A 16978-nucleotide genomic window follows, 5' to 3' on the forward strand; every position below is an offset into this window, starting at 1 on the left:
GATACGGTGAAGGGCCCCGTGATTCGACTGGCGATATTGCTATGCGCGCGAAGCGGAGCCCGATTGACAGCGTGCAATGACCGTGGGCAGTATGCGCCCGCCGAAGCGCCGCGGCGATCGCGGTCAGAGGTATCATGACCATGCATCGTTTCTCACTCCGTGTCTCCGCGATCACCAGCGTCGCCCTGCTCGCCCCGATCTCCGTGACGCTCGCCGCGTGCGGCGACTCCGGCGGCTCGCCCGCGACGGAATCGGCCGGCACCGACACCGACACCCAGGCGGGGACGACGAACTCGACGACCGCGCCGAGCACCACCGCCGTCGAGCCCACCTCTACCGGCACCACCGAGGGCACCAGCACCACCGAGGATCCCTCCACCACCGGCACCACCGAGGGCACCACCTCCACCGGCACCACCGAGAGCCCCACGACCGAGGGCACCACCTCCGGGACCACCGGCGATCCCGTGACGCCCGAGGGTTCGCGAGCCGTCCTCGCGCTGCTGGAGACGACCGATCTCCACACCACGATCCTCAGCTTCGACTACTACAAGCTGACCGACGATCCCTCGTACGGCCTCGAGCGCACGGCGACCCTGATCCAGCAGGCGCGCGAGGCGTTCGCCAACACCGTGCTCGTCGACAACGGCGACACCATCCAGGGGACGGTGCTCGCCGACTACCAGGCGCTCGTCGAGCCGCTCGCCTGCGCCGACACCCTGGCGATGTACAAGGTGATGAATCACCTCGAGTTCGACGTCGGCGGCATCGGCAACCACGAATTCAACTTTGGCTTGCCCTTCCTGTCGCAGGTGACGCATACGCCGTTCGACGTCGCCGACCTCGACCTCGCCGGCTCCGACGCGTGCGCCGGGCCGACGTTCCCGCAGCTGTCGAGCAACGTCTTCAGCGCCAAGACAGACGCCACGCTGTTCCCGCCGACCGCGCTCCTGTCGCGCACGATCGCCGCCGTCGGGCCCGACGACGTCCCGGTCACCTCGACCCTCACGATCGGCTTCGTCGACATCACGCCGCCGCCGATCCTCAACTGGGACAAGAAGTGGCTGGACGGCAAGGTCTACACCCAGGGCGTGCAGGAGACCGTGCCGCCGCTGGTCGAGGCGCTGCGGGCCCAGGGCGCGGAGATCGTGGTGGCGATCGTCCACGGCGGCCTCGACGATTCGATGTACACGCCCGCGCTCGAGAACCAGGCCTGGTACCTGGCCCAGATCGCCGGCATCGACGCGATGCTGATGGGCCACTCGCACCAGATCTTCCCCAACCCGGCCAGCAAGGTGCCGCAGTTCGACCTGCCGATGGTGGACAAGGCGGCCGGCACCGTGGCGGACGTGCCGGCGGTGATGGCGAACTTCTGGGGGCAGCACCTCGGCGTGATCAAGACGGGGCTCGTCTACACCGACGGTCGCTGGACGATCGACGCCGAGCAGACGATCGTCGAGGCGCGACCGATCGCCACCACCTGCGTGGGCGGCCTGCCCGCGGCGTGCGACGCCGAGCAGCGCTGGCGCACCGGCGAGCCGTGCGCCTTCACCGGCATGTGCGAGGCCAAGGCCGACGGCACCAAGATCTACGTCGAAGTCGAGCCCTCGATCGCGCCGCTCGTGGACGCGGAGCACCAGGGGACGGTCGCGTACGTCAAGACGCCGATCGGCACCACCGACTTCGAGATGACGACGCTGTTCGCCGACCTCGGCGACGTCGGCGCCATCCAGATCGTCAACCAGGCGCAGGCCGATCACGTCTCCGCGTACATCCAGGCCAACCTGCCGGAGTACGCGACCCTGCCGGTGCTGTCGGTCAGCGCGCCGTTCAAGACCGGCTTCGCCGGCGGCAACGACTTCACCGACGTCCCCGCGGGCAACATCGCCATCAACAACGCGGCCGACCTCTACCTCTACGCCAATACGCTCCAGGCGGTGAAGGTGACCGGCGCGGAGCTCCACGACTGGCTCGAGACCGCGGCGACTCGCTTCAACCACATCGACCCGCAGGTGGTGACGCCGCAGCCGCTGATCAACCTGTCGATGCCGGGCTACAACTTCGACATGATCACCGATCCGCGGGTCACCTACGAGATCGACGTCACCCAGCCTCTGCCGCCGATGGGCGAGAAGGCCAGCGGCCGGATCAAGAACCTCACGTTCGACGGCGCCCCCATCGACCTCGACGCCGAATTCATCGTTGCCACCAACAACTACCGCGCCAGCGGCGGCGGGCAGTTCCCCGGGCTGGACGGCAGCAAGACGATCTATGCCTCGCCGGACACCAACCGCGAGGTCCTGATCGCCTACATCAAGAAGATCGCGACCCTCACCCGCCAGGACCACGGCTCCGCCCAGAGCTGGAGCTTCACCAAGGTCGCGACGATGGGCCCCGTGGTCTTCTCCTCGGCGCAGAACGCCCTGACCTCAGCGCAGGACGCGGGCCTCGACAACATCTCGCTGGTCCAGCAGGACGACGGCAGCAACAAGATGCTGTCGCTCTACGCGATCGACCTCGCGCAGTGACCTCATGCGGATGACGCCGACCCTCGTCGTCCTCGTGGCCGCGCTGGCCCTGTGCCGGTGCGCGCGGGAGGAGAGCCCGGTGCCCGGCCCGCGCGAGGCCGCCGCACGAGCCGGGCTCTCGTCACACGACGAACACGCGCCCCACGACGCGCACGCGCCCCACGACGCGCCCGAAGCCGAGCTCGCGGCCCTGACGGCCGCGGCCGAGTCCGGCGATGTCGACGCGCAGGTGTCGCTCGGGCGGCGATACCTGAGCGGCTCGGCCCGGCTGCCCGCCGACGTGGGCCAGGCCCGGGCCTGGTTCCTGCGCGCCGAGGCGGCGCGTCCGGGCAGCGCGGCCTACGACCTCGGGCGCATGAGCCAGAGCGGCAAGGGCGGGCCGGCGGACCCCGTCGAGGCCGTGCGGTGGTTCGAGCTGGCGGCCAGCGCCGGCTCGGCCGACGCGATGTTCCTGCTCGCGGGGGCGGCCCGCAGCGGGACCGGCCTGCCGCGCGACGACGCCCGCGCGATCGCGCTGTATCAACGCGCCGCCGCCATGGAGCACCCCGAAGCCTTGCAGGCGCTCGCGCTCGCGTACCTCCACGGGGAGCTCGGCCTGACGATCGACGAGGCCGAGTCACGCCGCTACATGGCCGCCGCCGGTCACGCGCTGCAACACCATCACCGGTGAGCGCGCTCTGTCGGTGGTATGGGGCCCGCCGAGGTCGAGCCCGCCGGCGATGCCGGCGCTCGCCGTCCGTCACCGGTACATTTGGCCATGTCCTTGAGTACATGTCCCGACGGCCACGATGCCCCCGCCGAGGCCGCCGGGTTCACGGCGAGGCGGGCCAGAGATGGCGAAGGCCGCCACCTGCATCATCGCGCAATCCCCCCGAGGACCCCGAGGGCGGCCACGGCGGCCACGGCGGCCACGGCGGCCACGGGCGGCTTGGCGTGCAGGGCGCGGCCTGCTAGCCTCGGCGGTATGACTTCGAATCCGCTTATCTCTTCTTCTTTCAATAAACTCGATGTGTCCTTGGCGGCGCTGTTCTCGGTCTTGCTGTCAGGCTGCTATCCCCCGCTCGGTAACTGCTCGGCGACCTACGAGGACGAGATCGAGATGACGCCCGAGGAATTCGCGGAGTTTCAGCATGGCGGCATGCCGGTCCTCGACGGTGACACGACCGCCGGGCCGACTACCTCCGCGGGGGCGACGGACGCGAGCACGACGGACGCGAGCACGACGGACGCGAGCACGACGGACGCGAGCACGACGGACGCGAGCACGACGGACACGACGGGCGGCGTCGTGCTCTCCGACGAGGAGACCTGCCAGGTCGTCTGCCAGTCTGTGGGCGAAGAGCACGGAGCTCTGCGATCGTGCGAGGTCGCCAAGGCCCCCACCAAGGTGACGGTCACGTGCGTCTACCCGGCCTACTGCGAGGGCCGGCGGCACGCGAGCGTGGCGTCGCGGGGGCACGGGAGCGACGCCGAAGCGGCCGCGGCCTGGCTGGCGCGCGCGGCTCACGACGAGGCGGCCTCGGTTCACGCGTTCCATGCGCTCGCGCAGGAGCTGGCAGGCCTTGGCGCGCCGGCCGAGCTGCTGGCGCGCATCGATGCCGCCGCCGCGGACGAGGTCCGCCACGCCCGGGTCGTCGCCGACGCCGCGCGGGCCCGCGGCGCCGAGGTCACGCCGCCGGCCTGCGTCGCGGTGGCCGAGCGCGATCTGCTGGCGATCGCCGTCGAGAACGCGGTCGAGGGCTGCGTGCGCGAGACCTGGGCGGCGCTGTCGGCGGCCCATCAGGCCCGCTTCGCCGCCGAGCCTGCGATGCGCAGCATGTACGTCGAGATCGCCGCCGACGAGGCGCGTCACGCCGAGCTGGCGTGGGCGATCGACGCCTGGCTCATGGGACAGCTCGATGTCGCCGGCAGAGCCGAGGTCGCAGCCGCGCGACAGGCGGCGATCGCGGAGCTGGACGCGTCGCTGCAGCGGCTCGAGGTGCCGGCGCTGCAGCGGCTCGGCGTGCCCTCGGCCGCGGTGGCCACGCGGCTATGCGCCGAGCTCGACGCGGCGCTGTGGTCGCGCGCAGCGTGAGCGAGGCGCGTCAGCGTGCTCGTCCCGCAATCGTCGAGCGTCGAGGCGCGACCGACGACCTCGTCGCCGGTCACGCCTCACGCGGTCGCGCCGACGATCGGCGACATGGCCGAAGAGCCAGCCGCTGCCCGGCGGGTGCGCCCGCGAAGGTCCACGACGTGGATGGCCGCCGGTGAACCACCGCGGGCCCCGATCGCCCGCTCCCTGCCGGGCACGTGCGTGAGCGACGAGGCGAATGCGCGCATGCGGGCCACGAACGCGCGGTATGGAACTGGGCGACCCTCGCGCGGATTGCCTCGAGCGTCGCGCGCATGCAACGATGCCATCATGACCAGAAAGAGCATCGGCATGAGCTTCGTCGCGGCCCTGATCTCCGGGGCCGCCTGCGGCGGCGGGATGGAAAGCCAGGCCTGCAAGGACTACTTCGCGGCCGTCGAGACTTGCGCCGCCAAAGCGCCGGCGCCGAAGGGCGACATCTTGCGCAAGATGGCCGCCACTTCGAAAGAAGGCTTCGCCAAGAACAGCAACCCCATGGCTGTCAGCGAGAGTTGCAAGGCGATGCTCACCAGCCTTCAAGCCGATCCAGACTGCAAGTAATTCAGCGAGCGAAGCGCGTGAGGCTCAGCGCCGGGCGGCGCCCGTGCAGCGCCCGCGCCGGCTCCGAGCGCGACTGGCACGCCCGGCGCCGCGTCATGGGCCCGCCGCGCTTGCAGCCCTGCCCGCGCCGGGTTACGAGCAACACCGTGCACGACCCTGTCCCCGCCATCGAAGTCGGCCCCGCCGATCGCAGCGACCGCCTCACCCTCGCGGACGGTCGCGTGCTCGCCTGGCGCGAGTGGGGCCCCGAGGCCGGCGCGCCCGTGCTGCTGTGCACGGGCGCCGGCATGAGCAGCGCGCTCGGCCTCGATCGCGCCGTCCTGGCGGAGCTCGAAGTCCGCCTCATCGCCGTCGACCGTCCCGGCCTCGGTGGCTCGAGCCCCGATCGTCGCAAGACCCTGTTCAGCGTCGCCACCGACATCGGCGCCCTGGCCGAGGCCCGCGGCCTCTCCGACCTGCGCGCGCTCGGCTTCTCGCAGGGGGGCCCGTTCGCCCTCGCGCTCGCGGCCGGCGAGGTCGTGCGCGCCGCGTCGATCGTCTCCGGCCAGGACGAGCTGGGGCACCCGGATATCTACAAACAGCTCCCGGCCGAGGTCGCGGTCATGGTCGACGCGGCCCGCACCGACCCCGCCCGCCTCGAGGCCGACATCGCCGCGATCGCCAGCGCCGAATGGCTGACGACCATGACGCGGGTGATGAGCAGCGACATCGACCGCGCCGCGTACGAGCGGCCGCCGTTCGCCGAATTTTATCGTCAGAGCCTGGTCGAAGGTTTTCAGCAGGGGCCCGCCGGCTACGCCCGCGACCTCGCCATCGCCATGGCGCCGTGGCCGTTCACCGTCGAGGACATCACCGTGCCCGTACACCTGTGGTACGGCACGCACGACATCAGCCCGGTGCATTCGCCCGACCACGGCCGCACCCTCGCTCGCCGCCTCGACGATGCTCCGCATCTGATCGATCCGGAGGCAGGCAGCGCGGTGCTCTGGACCCGCACCCGCGACATCCTCGACGCCTTGCTGGCCGAGTGATTCCCGGGCGTCGGTGTATCGGCATCAGGTAGTACCTGGACCGAGGCCCCGGAGAATCGGGCGCTGCGAGGCGAGCCGTCGTCATGCTGCACGAGGCTTGTCGCGAGCGGGCCGTCGCGGCATGTTCCTGCGTGCTGAGCTCCGCGCTCTCGAGCTCGAGGAGGATCGATGAAAAAGACGGCGAAGAAGACCGGGGCGAAGACGGAGACCACCGCGAAGGCGAAGCCCGCGAAGGCGACGGCGAAGCAGGCCGCGTCCTCCGGCGCGCGCAAGGGCTCCACCACCAGGACCGGCGCGAGCGCGAAGAAGCCCGCTGCCGCGAAGCGAGCGACCGCGAAGAAGTCGGCGAGCAAGACCGCCGCGAAGAAATCCTCCGCGAAGAAGACCGCGAGCAAGACCGCCGCGAAGAAGACTGCGAGCAAGACCGCCGCGAAGAAAGCCTCCACCACTCGCCCCAGCAAGGCTCCTGGCGCGAAGAAGCCCGCGCCCGCGGGCAAGGCCGCCAACAAGCCCATCCCCGATTCGCCGAGTCCTGCGTCCATCAAAGCGGCCGCCGACAACGCCGCTGGCCACTGGAAGTTCATCGACGCCTGGTTCACCGACAACGACCCGGGGACCGACTACCGCCCCGACCTGCCGGCGAAGCCGAAGGACGCCAGCGCCGCGCTCGCCCGCTGGGAGCAGGAGTTCGGCGAGAGCTTCGAGGCCTCCTTGCACGTGCATTTCGCCCGCGGCTTCGCCCATCCGGGCCGGACCTTCATGGAGTACACCTTGCTCGAGCTGCGGCTCGCGCACGATCGCTGGCGCGGCCTCAACGAGCTCGTCGACGAGGGAGCCTTCGCGCGCGCCCGGCCGCGCGCCCTCGACAAGAACGACGACCAGATCCAGTTCGTCTGGTGGAGCCGCGGCTTCATCCCGATCGCCGAGGATGGCGGTGGCAACCTGATCTGCGCTGACATGAATCCCGGGCCCGGCGGGACCCGGGGCCAGATCATCCAGTGGGAGAAGACCGAGGGCCCGCTCGGCCCGCTCGCGGAGACCCTGGGCGTCTATATTGCCGACTACCGCCAAGCGCTCGCAGAGGGTTCGCTGGCCTACGACGCGTACGGCACGCTCGAGCGCCGGAAGGTCCGCGCCAGGGGCACCAATTCGCAAGAGGCCCTGTTCGCCGCCGTCGAGGCCGGCGACGGGGCAGAGGTGGCGCGCCTTGTCGCGGCCGACAAGAAGCTGCTCGCCGTCCGCAACCAGTACGACGAGCCGCTGATCATCCCGGCGATCCAGCAGAAGCACACCGAGGTCGTGCGGGCCTACCTCGACGCTGGCGTCGACGCCAACACCCGCGGCCCCGGCGGCGCCATCCTCGGTTATGCCATCAGCGCCGCCTCGTCGGGCAGCGTCGCCCTGCTGCTGCAGCGCGGCGCCGTCCCGCGGGTCGACAAGCAAGGCGCGCCCGAGGGCATCATCGCCGACATGCTTTACGGTTCCAACTTCTCGGATCACGCCCCCGAGGCCGACTACGTCGCCATGCTCGACAGCCTGCTCGCGGCGGGCGCCGATCCCAACGTCGCCTGCTACGGCGAGACGCCGCTGATGAAGGCCGCCGCGTTCGGCAGCATGACCCTCGTGAAGCGGCTGCTCGCGGCCGGCGCCCGGCCCGACATCGTCGACGACAAGGGCAAGAACGCCGCCGCCTACGCCAGATCGAAGCGTCGCAAGGAGGTCGCGGAGTTCCTCGGCGGGCTCGCGGCCCGCTGACTTCGTCTCACCCGCGACGACCCCGACGCCGCATTCTTAAAGATGTCCCCGGGGACAGGCGGCGAAGTCGCCTCACGCAACTTCACCACATGTCCCTGAGGCCATATCGTCGCCTCTGCCTCGCAGCGCCTCCGACGTAGCTCTCGTCGCCCAGGGTCGCCACGGCTGCCGGCGAAGCAACCGTCCCGCCTCGCCGCGAGCGCGCGGCCGCTCGCGCCGTCGCGCCCCGATGAACCTCCCCGTCACAGTCAGTCCCCGCAGCAGGCCTTCCAGCAGCACGAGCCGTCGTCTTGCCCGCAGTTCTGCCCGCCGTTGGTCCAGCTGCAGTCGCACGCGTCCATCTCTTGCTGCGAGCACGAGCCGCCGCCGCCCTTGCAGGACTTCACGTCATCGAGCGGGCCGCGGTCGATGCCCGAGACTGCCACCAATTGCGGCGGGCACGGCACCTCTTGATAATGCAGGTTCGGGTTGTCGGCCGCCTCGTACCAATTCACGTACCACTCGCAGCCGGCGACCAGGTCGGCCATCCCGGGCTCGTCGAACACGGCCGCGCAGCGGGCCAGCACGCACTGCTTCTGCTGCGCGTGGTCCCCGCCCTGTTGCTGGCAGAACGTCATGAACCCGCCGTACGTCGCCCCGAGCTCCGCCGTGTTCACGCCCCATTGATAGGAGCACGCGTCGAACAGCCCGACCCCGCCGCCGGGCGTCAGGATGTCGAACTGACCGCCGCCGACATCGTGGCCGATGTTGGTCGCCTGCACGATCATCGTCTTGTTGGCCAGCGCCACCGACCCCGGGTCCTGCGGGTTGTAATGGCCGGTCCCGTCGAAATCGAGCTGGTAGCAGCGGCCGCAGATGTCGCCCTGCGCCGGCACGGCCGCGAAGCCGTAGGCCAGCGTGGCCGACACCGCCCACGGCGCCTCGTCGTAACAGGTGAAGGCGCTGTTGGCGGTCGGGGCCGGGCACGAGCTCGCCACGTCGTACGACGCGCCGAGGCTCTGGTTCGAGTTGCTGCAGCTCTGCAGCGGCTCGGTGGCGGGGTTGACGTTGCCCTCCCAGCCGCAGTGGGCCTTGCAGCAGTCCCAGTAGCGCGTCGCGTAGCCCTGGCACGCCGTGTCGTCGAGCGGCGGCGGATCGCCGGTCGTCTCGCTGGTGGCCGGCTCGCTCGACGCCGACGCGTTGCCGGTCGTCTCGCCGTCGCTCGTCGTGCCCGGCCCCGTCGTCCCTGGGTTCGTCGTCTCCGCGCTCGTCGTGCCCGGCCCCGTCGTCCCGGGGTTCGTCGTCTCCGTGCTCGTCGTGCCCGCGCTCGTCGTGCCCGGCCCGGTCGTGCCCGCGCTCGTCACTCCGCCGGTCGTCGGCGGGCTGTCCGTCGTCGGCGACTCGGTGCCCGCCGTGTTGCCGCTGGCCTCGCTCGCGCTCGCGGGCGAATCGCTGCCGCCCGTCGATCCCGTGACCTCGCCGCCGCCGGAGCACGCCACCAGCCAGCCCGAGAGCAGCACCCATGCCTGATTCGTTCGCTTCGACACATCGTGATTGTCGGCCAAGCCGGCGGCGAAATCACCGTTACGGCAGCCCCGATCGGCAGTTCCGTGGATGCCCCGAGCAGGGCCCGAGAGGCGATCCCCGACGACACGTGCGCCCGGGCGACCCCACCTCGGCCGCTCGCGCTCCGAATGCCCGTGCGCGGCCCTTCTCCCGGTTGCAGCGGCGCGCACGGGCGTACTTTCGCGCGCTCATCAGCGATACCCTGAACCCGTGAAGATACCTGCGTGGATGTTTCTCGCCGTCCTCCCTCTCTGCGCCTGCGCTGGCATGCTCGACAAATCGGTGCGAAAGCGGGCCGCCGCCGACCTCTCGTGCGGCGCCGATACGCTGAAGATCGACAGGGTCGAGGATCGCGGCTTCAACGAGGGCCTCTATCGCGCCCAGGGTTGTGAGCGCAGCCAGCAGTACAGCTCCCGCTGCACTTTGTTCGGCTGCCGCACCCACTCCCTCGAGGAGGTCGCCGCGCACGAGGCCGAGGAGCAGGCCCGCGCCGACGCCTATCGCCAGCAACAGGCCGAGCGCCAGGCCGCCGGCGACGCCGGTAACGACGGCGGCAGCAACGGCAGCAGCAGCAGCAGCAGCGGCGACGCGGCGTCGCGGTTCGTGTCGACGCGGCTGCACAACGAGTGCCCGCGCAAGGTGCTGCTGTTCCACGGGAGCAAGCCCAAATACGGCAGCGGCCGCTCCGACTCGATCGGCTCCAACACGACCATGAGCGTCCAGGGCAACGAGGGCGACACGCTGTGGATCGTCGACGAGAAGGGCGAGGGCGTCAGCAACTTCACCTACAGCAAGTCGATCTCGCAGGTCTTCATCACCAAGTCGTGCATGGGCTTCAGCACCAGTCGCTCCTGACCTTTCGGCCAGGTCCGGGCGCGGCCGCGTGAATCCCTGCTGCCCGCCCGGGCACCCGCTGTCGCCCGGAGTCGACGCGGCTTCGGTCGACGCTGCCGCGTCGCCACGGATGGCGCCGGTTGGCAGCCGGCGCCCGGCTTGCTAGCGTCGCCGCCGATGCACACCTCGTCTGGTCGGGTCCTCGTCGTCGGCGGCACCGGTCGCACCGGTCGCCACGTCGTTTCGCTGCTGCGCGCGACCGGCGTCCCGCTGCGCCTGCTCGTCCGCGACCGCGCGCGCGCCGAGGCCGAGCTGGGCCCCGGCCTCGAGCTCGTCGTCGGCGACGCCCTGGACCTCGACCTCGGCCCCGCCTTCGCCGGCGTCGACGCCGTCGTCAGCACCCTCGGCAGCCGCGACGTGCACGGCGGCCTGCGCACCGTCGACCTGCCCGCCACCACCCGCCTGGTCGCCGCCGCGCGCGACGCCGGCGTCGCCCGCTTCGTGCTGTGCTCGACCATCGGCGCCGTACCCACGCCCGGCATCCCGCCGCACATGCTCGAGTGGTTCGCGCCCAAGGGCGAGGCCGAGGCCGTGCTGCGCGCCAGCGGCGTGCCCTTCACCATCATCCGCCCGGGCGGCCTCCACGAGGGACCCACCGCCGACCCGCGCATGATCGACTGCGGCCACGTCGCCCGCGCCCTGGTCGCCGCGCTCACCCGCGACGACGCCCTCGGCGCCACCTTCGAGCTCAGCAACGCCCGCCTGCAGCGCCCGGACGCCGACCCGCTGCTCGGCGCGCGCGTCTGAAGCGAGGTGTCTCGCGGGACATGTCCCGAAGCGCATGTCCCCCAGGACATGCCTCTAACAACATGTCCTCTCGGGCATGCGATCGAGCGTCCTGCGAAGCCGGACCGACGAGCCTGCCGCGGACCTCGTGGGCGACGATCACCAGGGCTCGCCGCCGCGACCCGCTCGAACGTCAGGCCCTCCGGGCCCAGGCCATCGGCCGTCCCGGCCTCGATATCGCCGGAGAATCGTACCCGGGCTCGCTGCGGGCCCTCGTCGCGATCCGCGACTCTCGGGCTCGCTCGCCGGGGCTTGCATGCGCGAGCGACCGCGGCAATGCTCGCCCGCATGGACGAGGACCTCCGCGCCGACCTCCTGCGATGGATCGCCGAGGATGACGACACGCGCGAGCGGCTGGCGCGCGACGGCAGCCTGTTCGCCGGCTACCACCCCGAGATGGAGGCGGTGCACCGCCGCAACGCGGCGCACCTGCGCGAGGTCCTGGCGCGGGTCGGCTGGCCGGGGCGAGCGCGGGTCGGGGAGGACGGGGCGAGCGCGGCGTGGCGGATCGTGCAACACGCGATCGGCGAGCCGGCGCTGCTGCGCGGCTGCTTGCCCCTCCTGCAGGCGGCCGCGGCCGAAGGCGAGGCCGATCCGGCCGAGGTGGCGAAGCTCGAGGACCGGATCCGCGTGTCCGAGGGCCGGCCGCAGCGCTACGGCACCCAGTACGACTGGAGCGACGACGGCACGGCGATGGTGCCGATGGTCGGGGTCGAGGCGCCGGAGTCGCTGGCGGAGCGGCGCGCAGCCGTCGGCCTGCCGCCGATGGTGTGGCGCCAGCCACCGCCGCCCGACCAGCCGCCGCCTGCGGACCCCGCGGCCCGCAAGGCCGAGATGGAGGCGTGGGCGCGCCGCGTCGGCTGGCGCTGAGGACATGTCCTCGAAGACATGTCCCTCAGGGACATGGACACAGGCCCAGACGCCCGCCTGGTCGCTCGCGCTTGAGCGACTGCACGCGGCCCGGCGCCCTGGGCGCTAGCGCTTGAGCGACGCGTGGTCGTGGCCGGGCAGCGTCGCCGTCGTCGACGGCCCGCCGCCGGCGGCCCACCCGCCGTCGCCGTTGCCGCCGCTCCAGCCGCCGACCTGGTCGAGCAGGCGCGTATAGCCGAGGCCCTCGAGCACCGCCGCCGCGCGGGCCGAGCGGCCGCCTGCCTTGCACGACACCAGGATCTCCTGGTCCTTATTATTAAAATGGGCCTGGACCTCGGCGGCGAAGTCCGGGTTCGGCACCATCCCGCCGGCGCCCATGTGCATCAGCGGGATGTTGTAGGCGTTCGGCGCGTGGCCGGCCTCGAACTCGGGGATGCTGCGGACATCGATGTGCACGAGGTCGCCCGAGGACGCGACCTTGGCGATCGCTTCGGGCGTGCTGAGGCGCTGGATCGGCATGTCCGACCTTCGTAGCCCGGCCGGGCCGCGCCTTCAACCCCCGGCCGGCTCGGCCTTCGCGGGCTCGGCCGCGGCTTTGCCAGCATTCTCGCGCTTCGCCGGCTCCTTCGCCTCGCCGGTCGCCGGCGTCGCCTCGCCGGCCGGCTGCTGGTTGATCGTCGGCGTCTCCGGGAACGGCTTGCCGTCGGTGCGCACCGCCACCTCCTTGCCGTCGGGGCCCGGCACCAGCTTGGCGAACTGATACGCCAGCGTCGTGTGCGTCACGTACGTGCTGGCCTTGTCGGTCTGGGTCGTGAACTCCTCGCGCAGCAGGTGCGGCTCGCCCGAGTCGACGAAGAACAGCAGCGTCCCGCGGACCACGCCTTCGAGCGGCGTCTTGGCGCCCGGCGACGTGTACTCGCCGATGTACGCCACCTCCGCGCGCAGGCCCGTGTCCGGGTCCCGCTCGAGCTTCTTCAGCTCCCACAGCACGTCGCGGGTGTCGATCACCCCGCCGGTGCGCATCTGGCACTTCGAGCGCCACTTGGCCCCGACCCCGATCGCCTGGTCCGGGAAGCGGATGCAGAACAGCCGGTGGGCGTCGGCCAGCGCCAGCCCCGGCTTGCTCTCGGCTTGCGCCTTGGGGCCGGTGACCGTCGTCGCCCCCGGGCGATCGCCGGTCGCCAGCACCTTGTGGCTCGTCACCAGCTGCTTGACCGCGTCCTCGTCGGTGGTGAGGAACTTGCCGCCCGGCGGCTCGGCCTCGAAGTTCACGTAGCGGTGCTCGAGCGTGCACGCGCGGGTGAAGCCCTCGCCCTCGCAGTCCTTGAGGCTCAGCCGCTCCTCGCGGGCGAACCCGGTCGGCTGCACGAGCGAGCCGAAGCGCACGTTGCCGATCGTCGTCACCCGGTAGTTCGAACCTTCCCGAAGGGCCAGGCGGATCTCCGCCTGCTCGGACGGCGGCGGCGGGCTCGTCGGCTGGCCTGGATCGGTCGCTCCGGGCGCCGCGGGGCTCTCGGCCCCCACGGGCTTCTGGACCTCCGCCACGGGCTTTTCGGGCGCCGCGCCGCCCTCTCGCTGTTGCAGGCGCGAAGGGCCTGGATCGCCGCAGGCGGCCACGAAAGCCATGAGAAAGCCGGTCGAGTAGGGGCGAAGCACGGCGCGGAGCATCGCACGCCCGGTCGTGCGTCGCACGGTCGGGCGCCGCATTCGCCGGGTGCGAGATCGCGCCCTGCATGTCACACACCCACCCCGGTTTTCGCTATCCTCCGCCGCATGTCGAACCCCCGCTTCGCCCTCCCTCTGAGCACGCTGGTGCTGCTCGTCGCGTGCAATCAAGTCAACTCCGCGCTCAGCAGGGGAGGCGAAGAGAAGGCCGCCGACAGCAACACCGAGGTCGTGGACGCCAAGGCGCCGCCCGCTCCGGCGGTGGCCGCGCCGCCGGCTCCGACCGGGCCGGCGTCGGTCGACGAGCTGCTCGGCCTCGTCCACGACGGCGCGGCCTCGTACGTCATTTTCAAGGCTCCGGACGCGCTCCTCTCGCTGGCCGAGACCACCGCGAGCACCTTCGAGCAGCCGCTCACCACCCTCGTCGGCGCCACTTCGCCCACCGATCTTTCGCGGCTGACCGAGAGCTTCGCCCTTTTCAAGCACGGCGTCGCCGACGCCAAGGAGGCGCTCGCCAAGTCCGGCACCGACCTCGCGCGCGGCATCGTCGTCACCAGCACCTCGCTGAGCGACGACGACACCGTCATCACCTTCTCCGCCAGCAGCGGCGAGGCCGCCAAGGGCCTGCTCGCCGCCCTGAAGATCCCCGACGCCGCCACCATCGAGTGTCAGCCGACCGCCGCTCGCCCCGGCTACGTCACCTGCGCCAAGGACCAGGCCACCCTCGCCACCTACAAGCCCGGCGACGGCAAGGCCGCGCGCACCCGCCTGGGCGCCGCCCTGCCCGCGGTGGCGCTCGATGACCTGGCCCTGTTCGGCTACGTCACCGACGGCGACGTCCACTTCGGCCTCGACAAGCCGGCCGGCGGCGCGACCTTCCACCTCAGCGCCCCGCCGGACGCCCGCGAGCTCGTCACCACCCTCGCCCCCGGCCCCGCCGACCTCTTGAAGTTCGCCCCCGCCGGCACCGGCTTCATGTGGATGAAGCTCGACCTCGACGAGCTCAAGAAGAAGGGCATGAACGACATCCCCCCGCCGTTCAGCGCCACCGTCAGCGCCTTTACCGGCGAGGTCCTGTTCGGCGGCAGCGCCGACCCGGCGGCCCTGCAGGCCCGCTTCGGCTTCAGCGACACCAGCACCCTGGCCCCGCTGGCCGACCTCGCGGTCGCGTTCGGCGGCCCGGCGATCCACAACAAGCCGATCCCCGACGTCCCCGGCAGCAAGGTCTCCTTCAAGGCCGAGAACGTCGAAGTCGGGGCCGTCAAGGTCAAGGCCCTGCACTTCGGCGCCAGCGGCGTCCCGCAGGCCAAGACCCTGGCCGACCAGCTCGGCCTGTCGCTCGACGCCTGGGTGTTCCCGGCCGAGGGCACCCTCGCCGCGGTCGTCGGCGCCGACGCCAGCAAGGTCGGCCTGATCAAGGCCGCCGCCAGCAGCGACGCCACCATCGCCGCCCTGCCGCCCGCCCTGGCCGCCTCCCTGCGCGCCGGCGAGGTCGGCTTCGTCGGCCACGTCCCGCTCGACGGCCTGCAGAGCCCCGCTCTGCTCAAGCTCCTCGACAGCGCCCTCGCCACCGTCCCCGGCTACTCCTCCGCGAACGCCCGCTCGGCCCTGGGCGTGGTCGCCTCGCTGTCGAGCACCACCGTGTGGATCAGCGAGCACGCCAACACCGGCGTGATCCACTTCGCCCTGCAGTCGATCGGCAACACCACCGACGACGAGGGCAAGGAAGCCCTCGCCGCGGCCGCCAGCGCCGACCCCGTCAAGGCCTTCGCCGACCTCGCCACCAAGTACCCGAGCTCGCCGCGGCTCGCCGCCTACCAGACCCGCGCTGGCCAGGGTGGCGCCGGCGCGCTGGTCGGCGGCTCGGCCCCGGCCCTGCTGCTCGCCGCCGGTGGCATGGCCGCCTTCTTCCGCTCGTCCGTCGACGCCCCGCCGCCGCCGGTGGTGGTCGAGGCCCCGGTGGCCGAGCCCCCGAAGCCCGAGAAGACCGAGCCGGCCAAGACCGAGACTCCGAAGACCGAGACTCCGAAGACCGAGACTCCGAAGACCGAGACTCCGAAGACCGAGACTCCGAAGACCGAGACCCCGAAGACCGAGACCCCGAAGACCGAGACTCCGAAGACCGAGACTCCGAAGACCGAGACCCCGAAGACCGGCGGGATCAAGATCGACACCACGAAGGTCGAGCCGCGGGTGCCGCCGAAGCGCGTCGGCATCGAGAAGTGACGGCGAGGCGCGCGCGACTCCGAGCGAAAATCGCTCCGACTCGCACGTGCACGTACGATTGATGCCCTCGACCTCGGGCGATCGCGGACCGGCCCCGGCCATTCCGCGGTCGCCCTTGGCCTTTTCCATCGCGTTTCCTCGCGCGGAACGGCGGTTGACAGCGGCTCGGCCGCGTGTCAGTTTTTGACCACCGCCTCAACTCTTACGTGTACGTAAGAGATACTTTCCTCCGCACGACGGCACAGGTTGAGGGTCTCATGAGCATCAGTGAAGCCAAGCCCACGCTCGCGGCGACCGCCGGGGTCACCCGCCCCGGCCGGATCAAGATCGGCGAGCTCGCGCGCAAGACCGGCAAGACCCCGCGGGCCCTGCACCTTTACGAGGAGATGGGCCTGCTCGTCCCGAGCGCGCGGACCGAGGGCGGTTTCCGCCTCTACGGGCCCGACGAGGTCGCCCGGGTCTACTGGATCACCAAGCTCCAGGACATCGGCTTCAGCTTGCCGCAGATCCAGAGCCTCCTGGGCACGGTGGCCGCCTCGCAGACCGCCCCCGAGGCGATGAACAGCGTGCGCGAGCTGTTCCGCGGCAAGCTCGACGACACGCGGGCTCAGGTCACCCGGCTCTTGCAGCTCGAGCGCGACCTGTCCGAGAGTCTCGCCTACCTCGAGGGTTGTCGCCTCTGCCAGGAGCCTGCCAAGCCGGACGCCTGCACCAACTGCATCAGCGAGCGCCGCAGCGACGAGCCGACCCCGTCGCTGGTGGTCGGCATCCACCGCAAGCCGGGCGTCGAGCCCGGCGCGCGGGCCTGCGCGATCGAGTCGGCCGCCGGCGGCCGCCTCGCCGACCTGTCCCCCAGGACATCCGACCTGTCCCTGCGGACATCCGCGCCCGACCTGTCCCCGAGGACATCCGGGCCCGAGCTGGCCGCTCGCCCCGCCGAATTCGCCGCCCGCCCCGACGGGCGCGCCGCCGCCGCCAACGAGCCCGAGGGCACCTTCCCATGACCG

15 protein-coding genes are annotated in these 16978 nt (G+C 71.5%); 11 read left to right on the forward strand and 4 right to left on the reverse strand.

The annotated features are described in order from the left end of the window. The first annotated feature begins 140 nt into the window (after nt 1-140). The 3 genes from POL25_RS05100 (at nt 141) to POL25_RS05110 (ending at nt 4602) form a co-directional block, all read left to right on the forward strand. Nucleotides 141-2528, forward strand: a complete 2388-nt coding sequence (locus tag POL25_RS05100; RefSeq protein WP_272084702.1) for a 5'-nucleotidase C-terminal domain-containing protein — start codon at nt 141-143, stop codon at nt 2526-2528. A gap of 10 nt (nt 2529-2538) precedes the next feature. Continuing rightward, nucleotides 2539-3198: a tetratricopeptide repeat protein gene (locus tag POL25_RS05105; RefSeq protein WP_272084703.1), complete on the forward strand. Its 660-nt coding sequence runs from the start codon at nt 2539-2541 to the stop codon at nt 3196-3198. 345 nt (nt 3199-3543) lie between these two features. Continuing rightward, nucleotides 3544-4602 carry a hypothetical protein gene (locus tag POL25_RS05110; protein WP_272084704.1) on the forward strand — a complete coding sequence of 353 codons (1059 nt, stop codon included), beginning with the start codon at nt 3544-3546 and terminating at the stop codon, nt 4600-4602. A gap of 77 nt (nt 4603-4679) precedes the next feature. On the opposite strand, the gene POL25_RS05115 is transcribed toward POL25_RS05110, so the two are convergent. After that, nucleotides 4680-4946 (reverse strand): hypothetical protein, encoded by a 267-nt coding sequence (locus POL25_RS05115; protein WP_272084705.1) that lies wholly within the window; start codon nt 4944-4946, stop codon nt 4680-4682. Here POL25_RS05115 and POL25_RS05120 point away from each other — a divergent pair. The 3 genes from POL25_RS05120 to POL25_RS05130 all read left to right on the forward strand — a co-directional run bounded on the left by POL25_RS05120 (nt 4930) and on the right by POL25_RS05130 (nt 7985). Further along, a complete protein-coding gene (locus POL25_RS05120) occupies nt 4930-5199 on the forward strand; it encodes a hypothetical protein (protein ID WP_272084706.1) in 270 nt (89 codons plus the stop codon). The genes POL25_RS05115 and POL25_RS05120 overlap by 17 nt on opposite strands. A gap of 146 nt (nt 5200-5345) precedes the next feature. Further along, nucleotides 5346-6230 carry an alpha/beta fold hydrolase gene (locus POL25_RS05125; RefSeq protein ID WP_272084707.1) on the forward strand — a complete coding sequence of 295 codons (885 nt, stop codon included), beginning with the start codon at nt 5346-5348 and terminating at the stop codon, nt 6228-6230. Between the two features lie 168 nt (nt 6231-6398). Then, nucleotides 6399-7985, forward strand: coding sequence for an ankyrin repeat domain-containing protein (locus tag POL25_RS05130; RefSeq protein WP_272084708.1), 1587 nt, complete (start codon nt 6399-6401; stop codon nt 7983-7985). A 248-nt stretch (nt 7986-8233) separates the two neighbouring features. Here the strand turns inward: POL25_RS05130 and POL25_RS05135 are convergent, their stop codons facing one another. Continuing rightward, nucleotides 8234-9511 carry a hypothetical protein gene (locus POL25_RS05135; protein ID WP_272084709.1) on the reverse strand — a complete coding sequence of 426 codons (1278 nt, stop codon included), beginning with the start codon at nt 9509-9511 and terminating at the stop codon, nt 8234-8236. A gap of 286 nt (nt 9512-9797) precedes the next feature. On the opposite strand from POL25_RS05135, the gene POL25_RS05140 reads away from it, so the two are divergent. The 3 genes from POL25_RS05140 (at nt 9798) to POL25_RS05150 (ending at nt 12080) form a co-directional block, all read left to right on the forward strand. Continuing rightward, nucleotides 9798-10385 (forward strand): hypothetical protein, encoded by a 588-nt coding sequence (locus POL25_RS05140; RefSeq protein WP_272084710.1) that lies wholly within the window; start codon nt 9798-9800, stop codon nt 10383-10385. Nucleotides 10386-10541: 156 nt separating this feature from the next. After that, nucleotides 10542-11171 (forward strand): SDR family oxidoreductase, encoded by a 630-nt coding sequence (locus POL25_RS05145; protein ID WP_272084711.1) that lies wholly within the window; start codon nt 10542-10544, stop codon nt 11169-11171. Between the two features lie 327 nt (nt 11172-11498). Further along, on the forward strand, nt 11499-12080 hold the full coding sequence (locus tag POL25_RS05150; RefSeq protein ID WP_272084712.1) for a DUF6624 domain-containing protein: 582 nt from the start codon (nt 11499-11501) through the stop codon (nt 12078-12080). A 105-nt stretch (nt 12081-12185) separates the two neighbouring features. Here the strand turns inward: POL25_RS05150 and POL25_RS05155 are convergent, their stop codons facing one another. Then, a complete protein-coding gene (locus POL25_RS05155; protein WP_272084713.1) occupies nt 12186-12599 on the reverse strand; it encodes a rhodanese-like domain-containing protein in 414 nt (137 codons plus the stop codon). Nucleotides 12600-12632: 33 nt separating this feature from the next. Then, the gene (locus POL25_RS05160) at nt 12633-13736 is read right to left on the reverse strand and encodes a hypothetical protein (RefSeq protein WP_272084714.1); all 1104 of its coding nucleotides are present in this window, start codon (nt 13734-13736) and stop codon (nt 12633-12635) included. Nucleotides 13737-13853: 117 nt separating this feature from the next. On the opposite strand from POL25_RS05160, the gene POL25_RS05165 reads away from it, so the two are divergent. Beyond that, complete coding sequence (locus POL25_RS05165) at nt 13854-15971, forward strand: hypothetical protein (RefSeq protein ID WP_272084715.1); 2118 nt, start codon at nt 13854-13856, stop codon at nt 15969-15971. Nucleotides 15972-16228: 257 nt separating this feature from the next. Next, a complete protein-coding gene (locus POL25_RS05170) occupies nt 16229-16975 on the forward strand; it encodes a MerR family transcriptional regulator (protein ID WP_272084716.1) in 747 nt (248 codons plus the stop codon). Nucleotides 16976-16978: the final 3 nt, after the last annotated feature.

This window comes from Nannocystis bainbridge, assembly GCF_028368995.1.
GTDB classification, from domain to species: Bacteria; Myxococcota_A; Polyangia; order Nannocystales; family Nannocystaceae; genus Nannocystis; species Nannocystis bainbridge.

What these genes read in the sequence shown, in the direction of transcription:
- POL25_RS05165 (WP_272084715.1), top strand. Translation starts at nt 13,854, where the DNA reads ATGTCGAACCCCCGCTTCGCCCTCCCTCTGAGCACGCTGGTGCTGCTC.
- POL25_RS05145 (WP_272084711.1), top strand. Translation starts at nt 10,542, where the DNA reads ATGCACACCTCGTCTGGTCGGGTCCTCGTCGTCGGCGGCACCGGTCGC.
- POL25_RS05105 (WP_272084703.1), top strand. Translation starts at nt 2,539, where the DNA reads ATGACGCCGACCCTCGTCGTCCTCGTGGCCGCGCTGGCCCTGTGCCGG.
- POL25_RS05155 (WP_272084713.1), bottom strand. Translation starts at nt 12,599, where the DNA reads ATGCCGATCCAGCGCCTCAGCACGCCCGAAGCGATCGCCAAGGTCGCG.
- POL25_RS05130 (WP_272084708.1), top strand. Translation starts at nt 6,399, where the DNA reads ATGAAAAAGACGGCGAAGAAGACCGGGGCGAAGACGGAGACCACCGCG.
- POL25_RS05140 (WP_272084710.1), top strand. Translation starts at nt 9,798, where the DNA reads ATGCTCGACAAATCGGTGCGAAAGCGGGCCGCCGCCGACCTCTCGTGC.
- POL25_RS05170 (WP_272084716.1), top strand. Translation starts at nt 16,229, where the DNA reads ATGAGCATCAGTGAAGCCAAGCCCACGCTCGCGGCGACCGCCGGGGTC.
- POL25_RS05150 (WP_272084712.1), top strand. Translation starts at nt 11,499, where the DNA reads ATGGACGAGGACCTCCGCGCCGACCTCCTGCGATGGATCGCCGAGGAT.
- POL25_RS05120 (WP_272084706.1), top strand. Translation starts at nt 4,930, where the DNA reads ATGACCAGAAAGAGCATCGGCATGAGCTTCGTCGCGGCCCTGATCTCC.
- POL25_RS05100 (WP_272084702.1), top strand. Translation starts at nt 141, where the DNA reads ATGCATCGTTTCTCACTCCGTGTCTCCGCGATCACCAGCGTCGCCCTG.
- POL25_RS05115 (WP_272084705.1), bottom strand. Translation starts at nt 4,946, where the DNA reads ATGCTCTTTCTGGTCATGATGGCATCGTTGCATGCGCGCGACGCTCGA.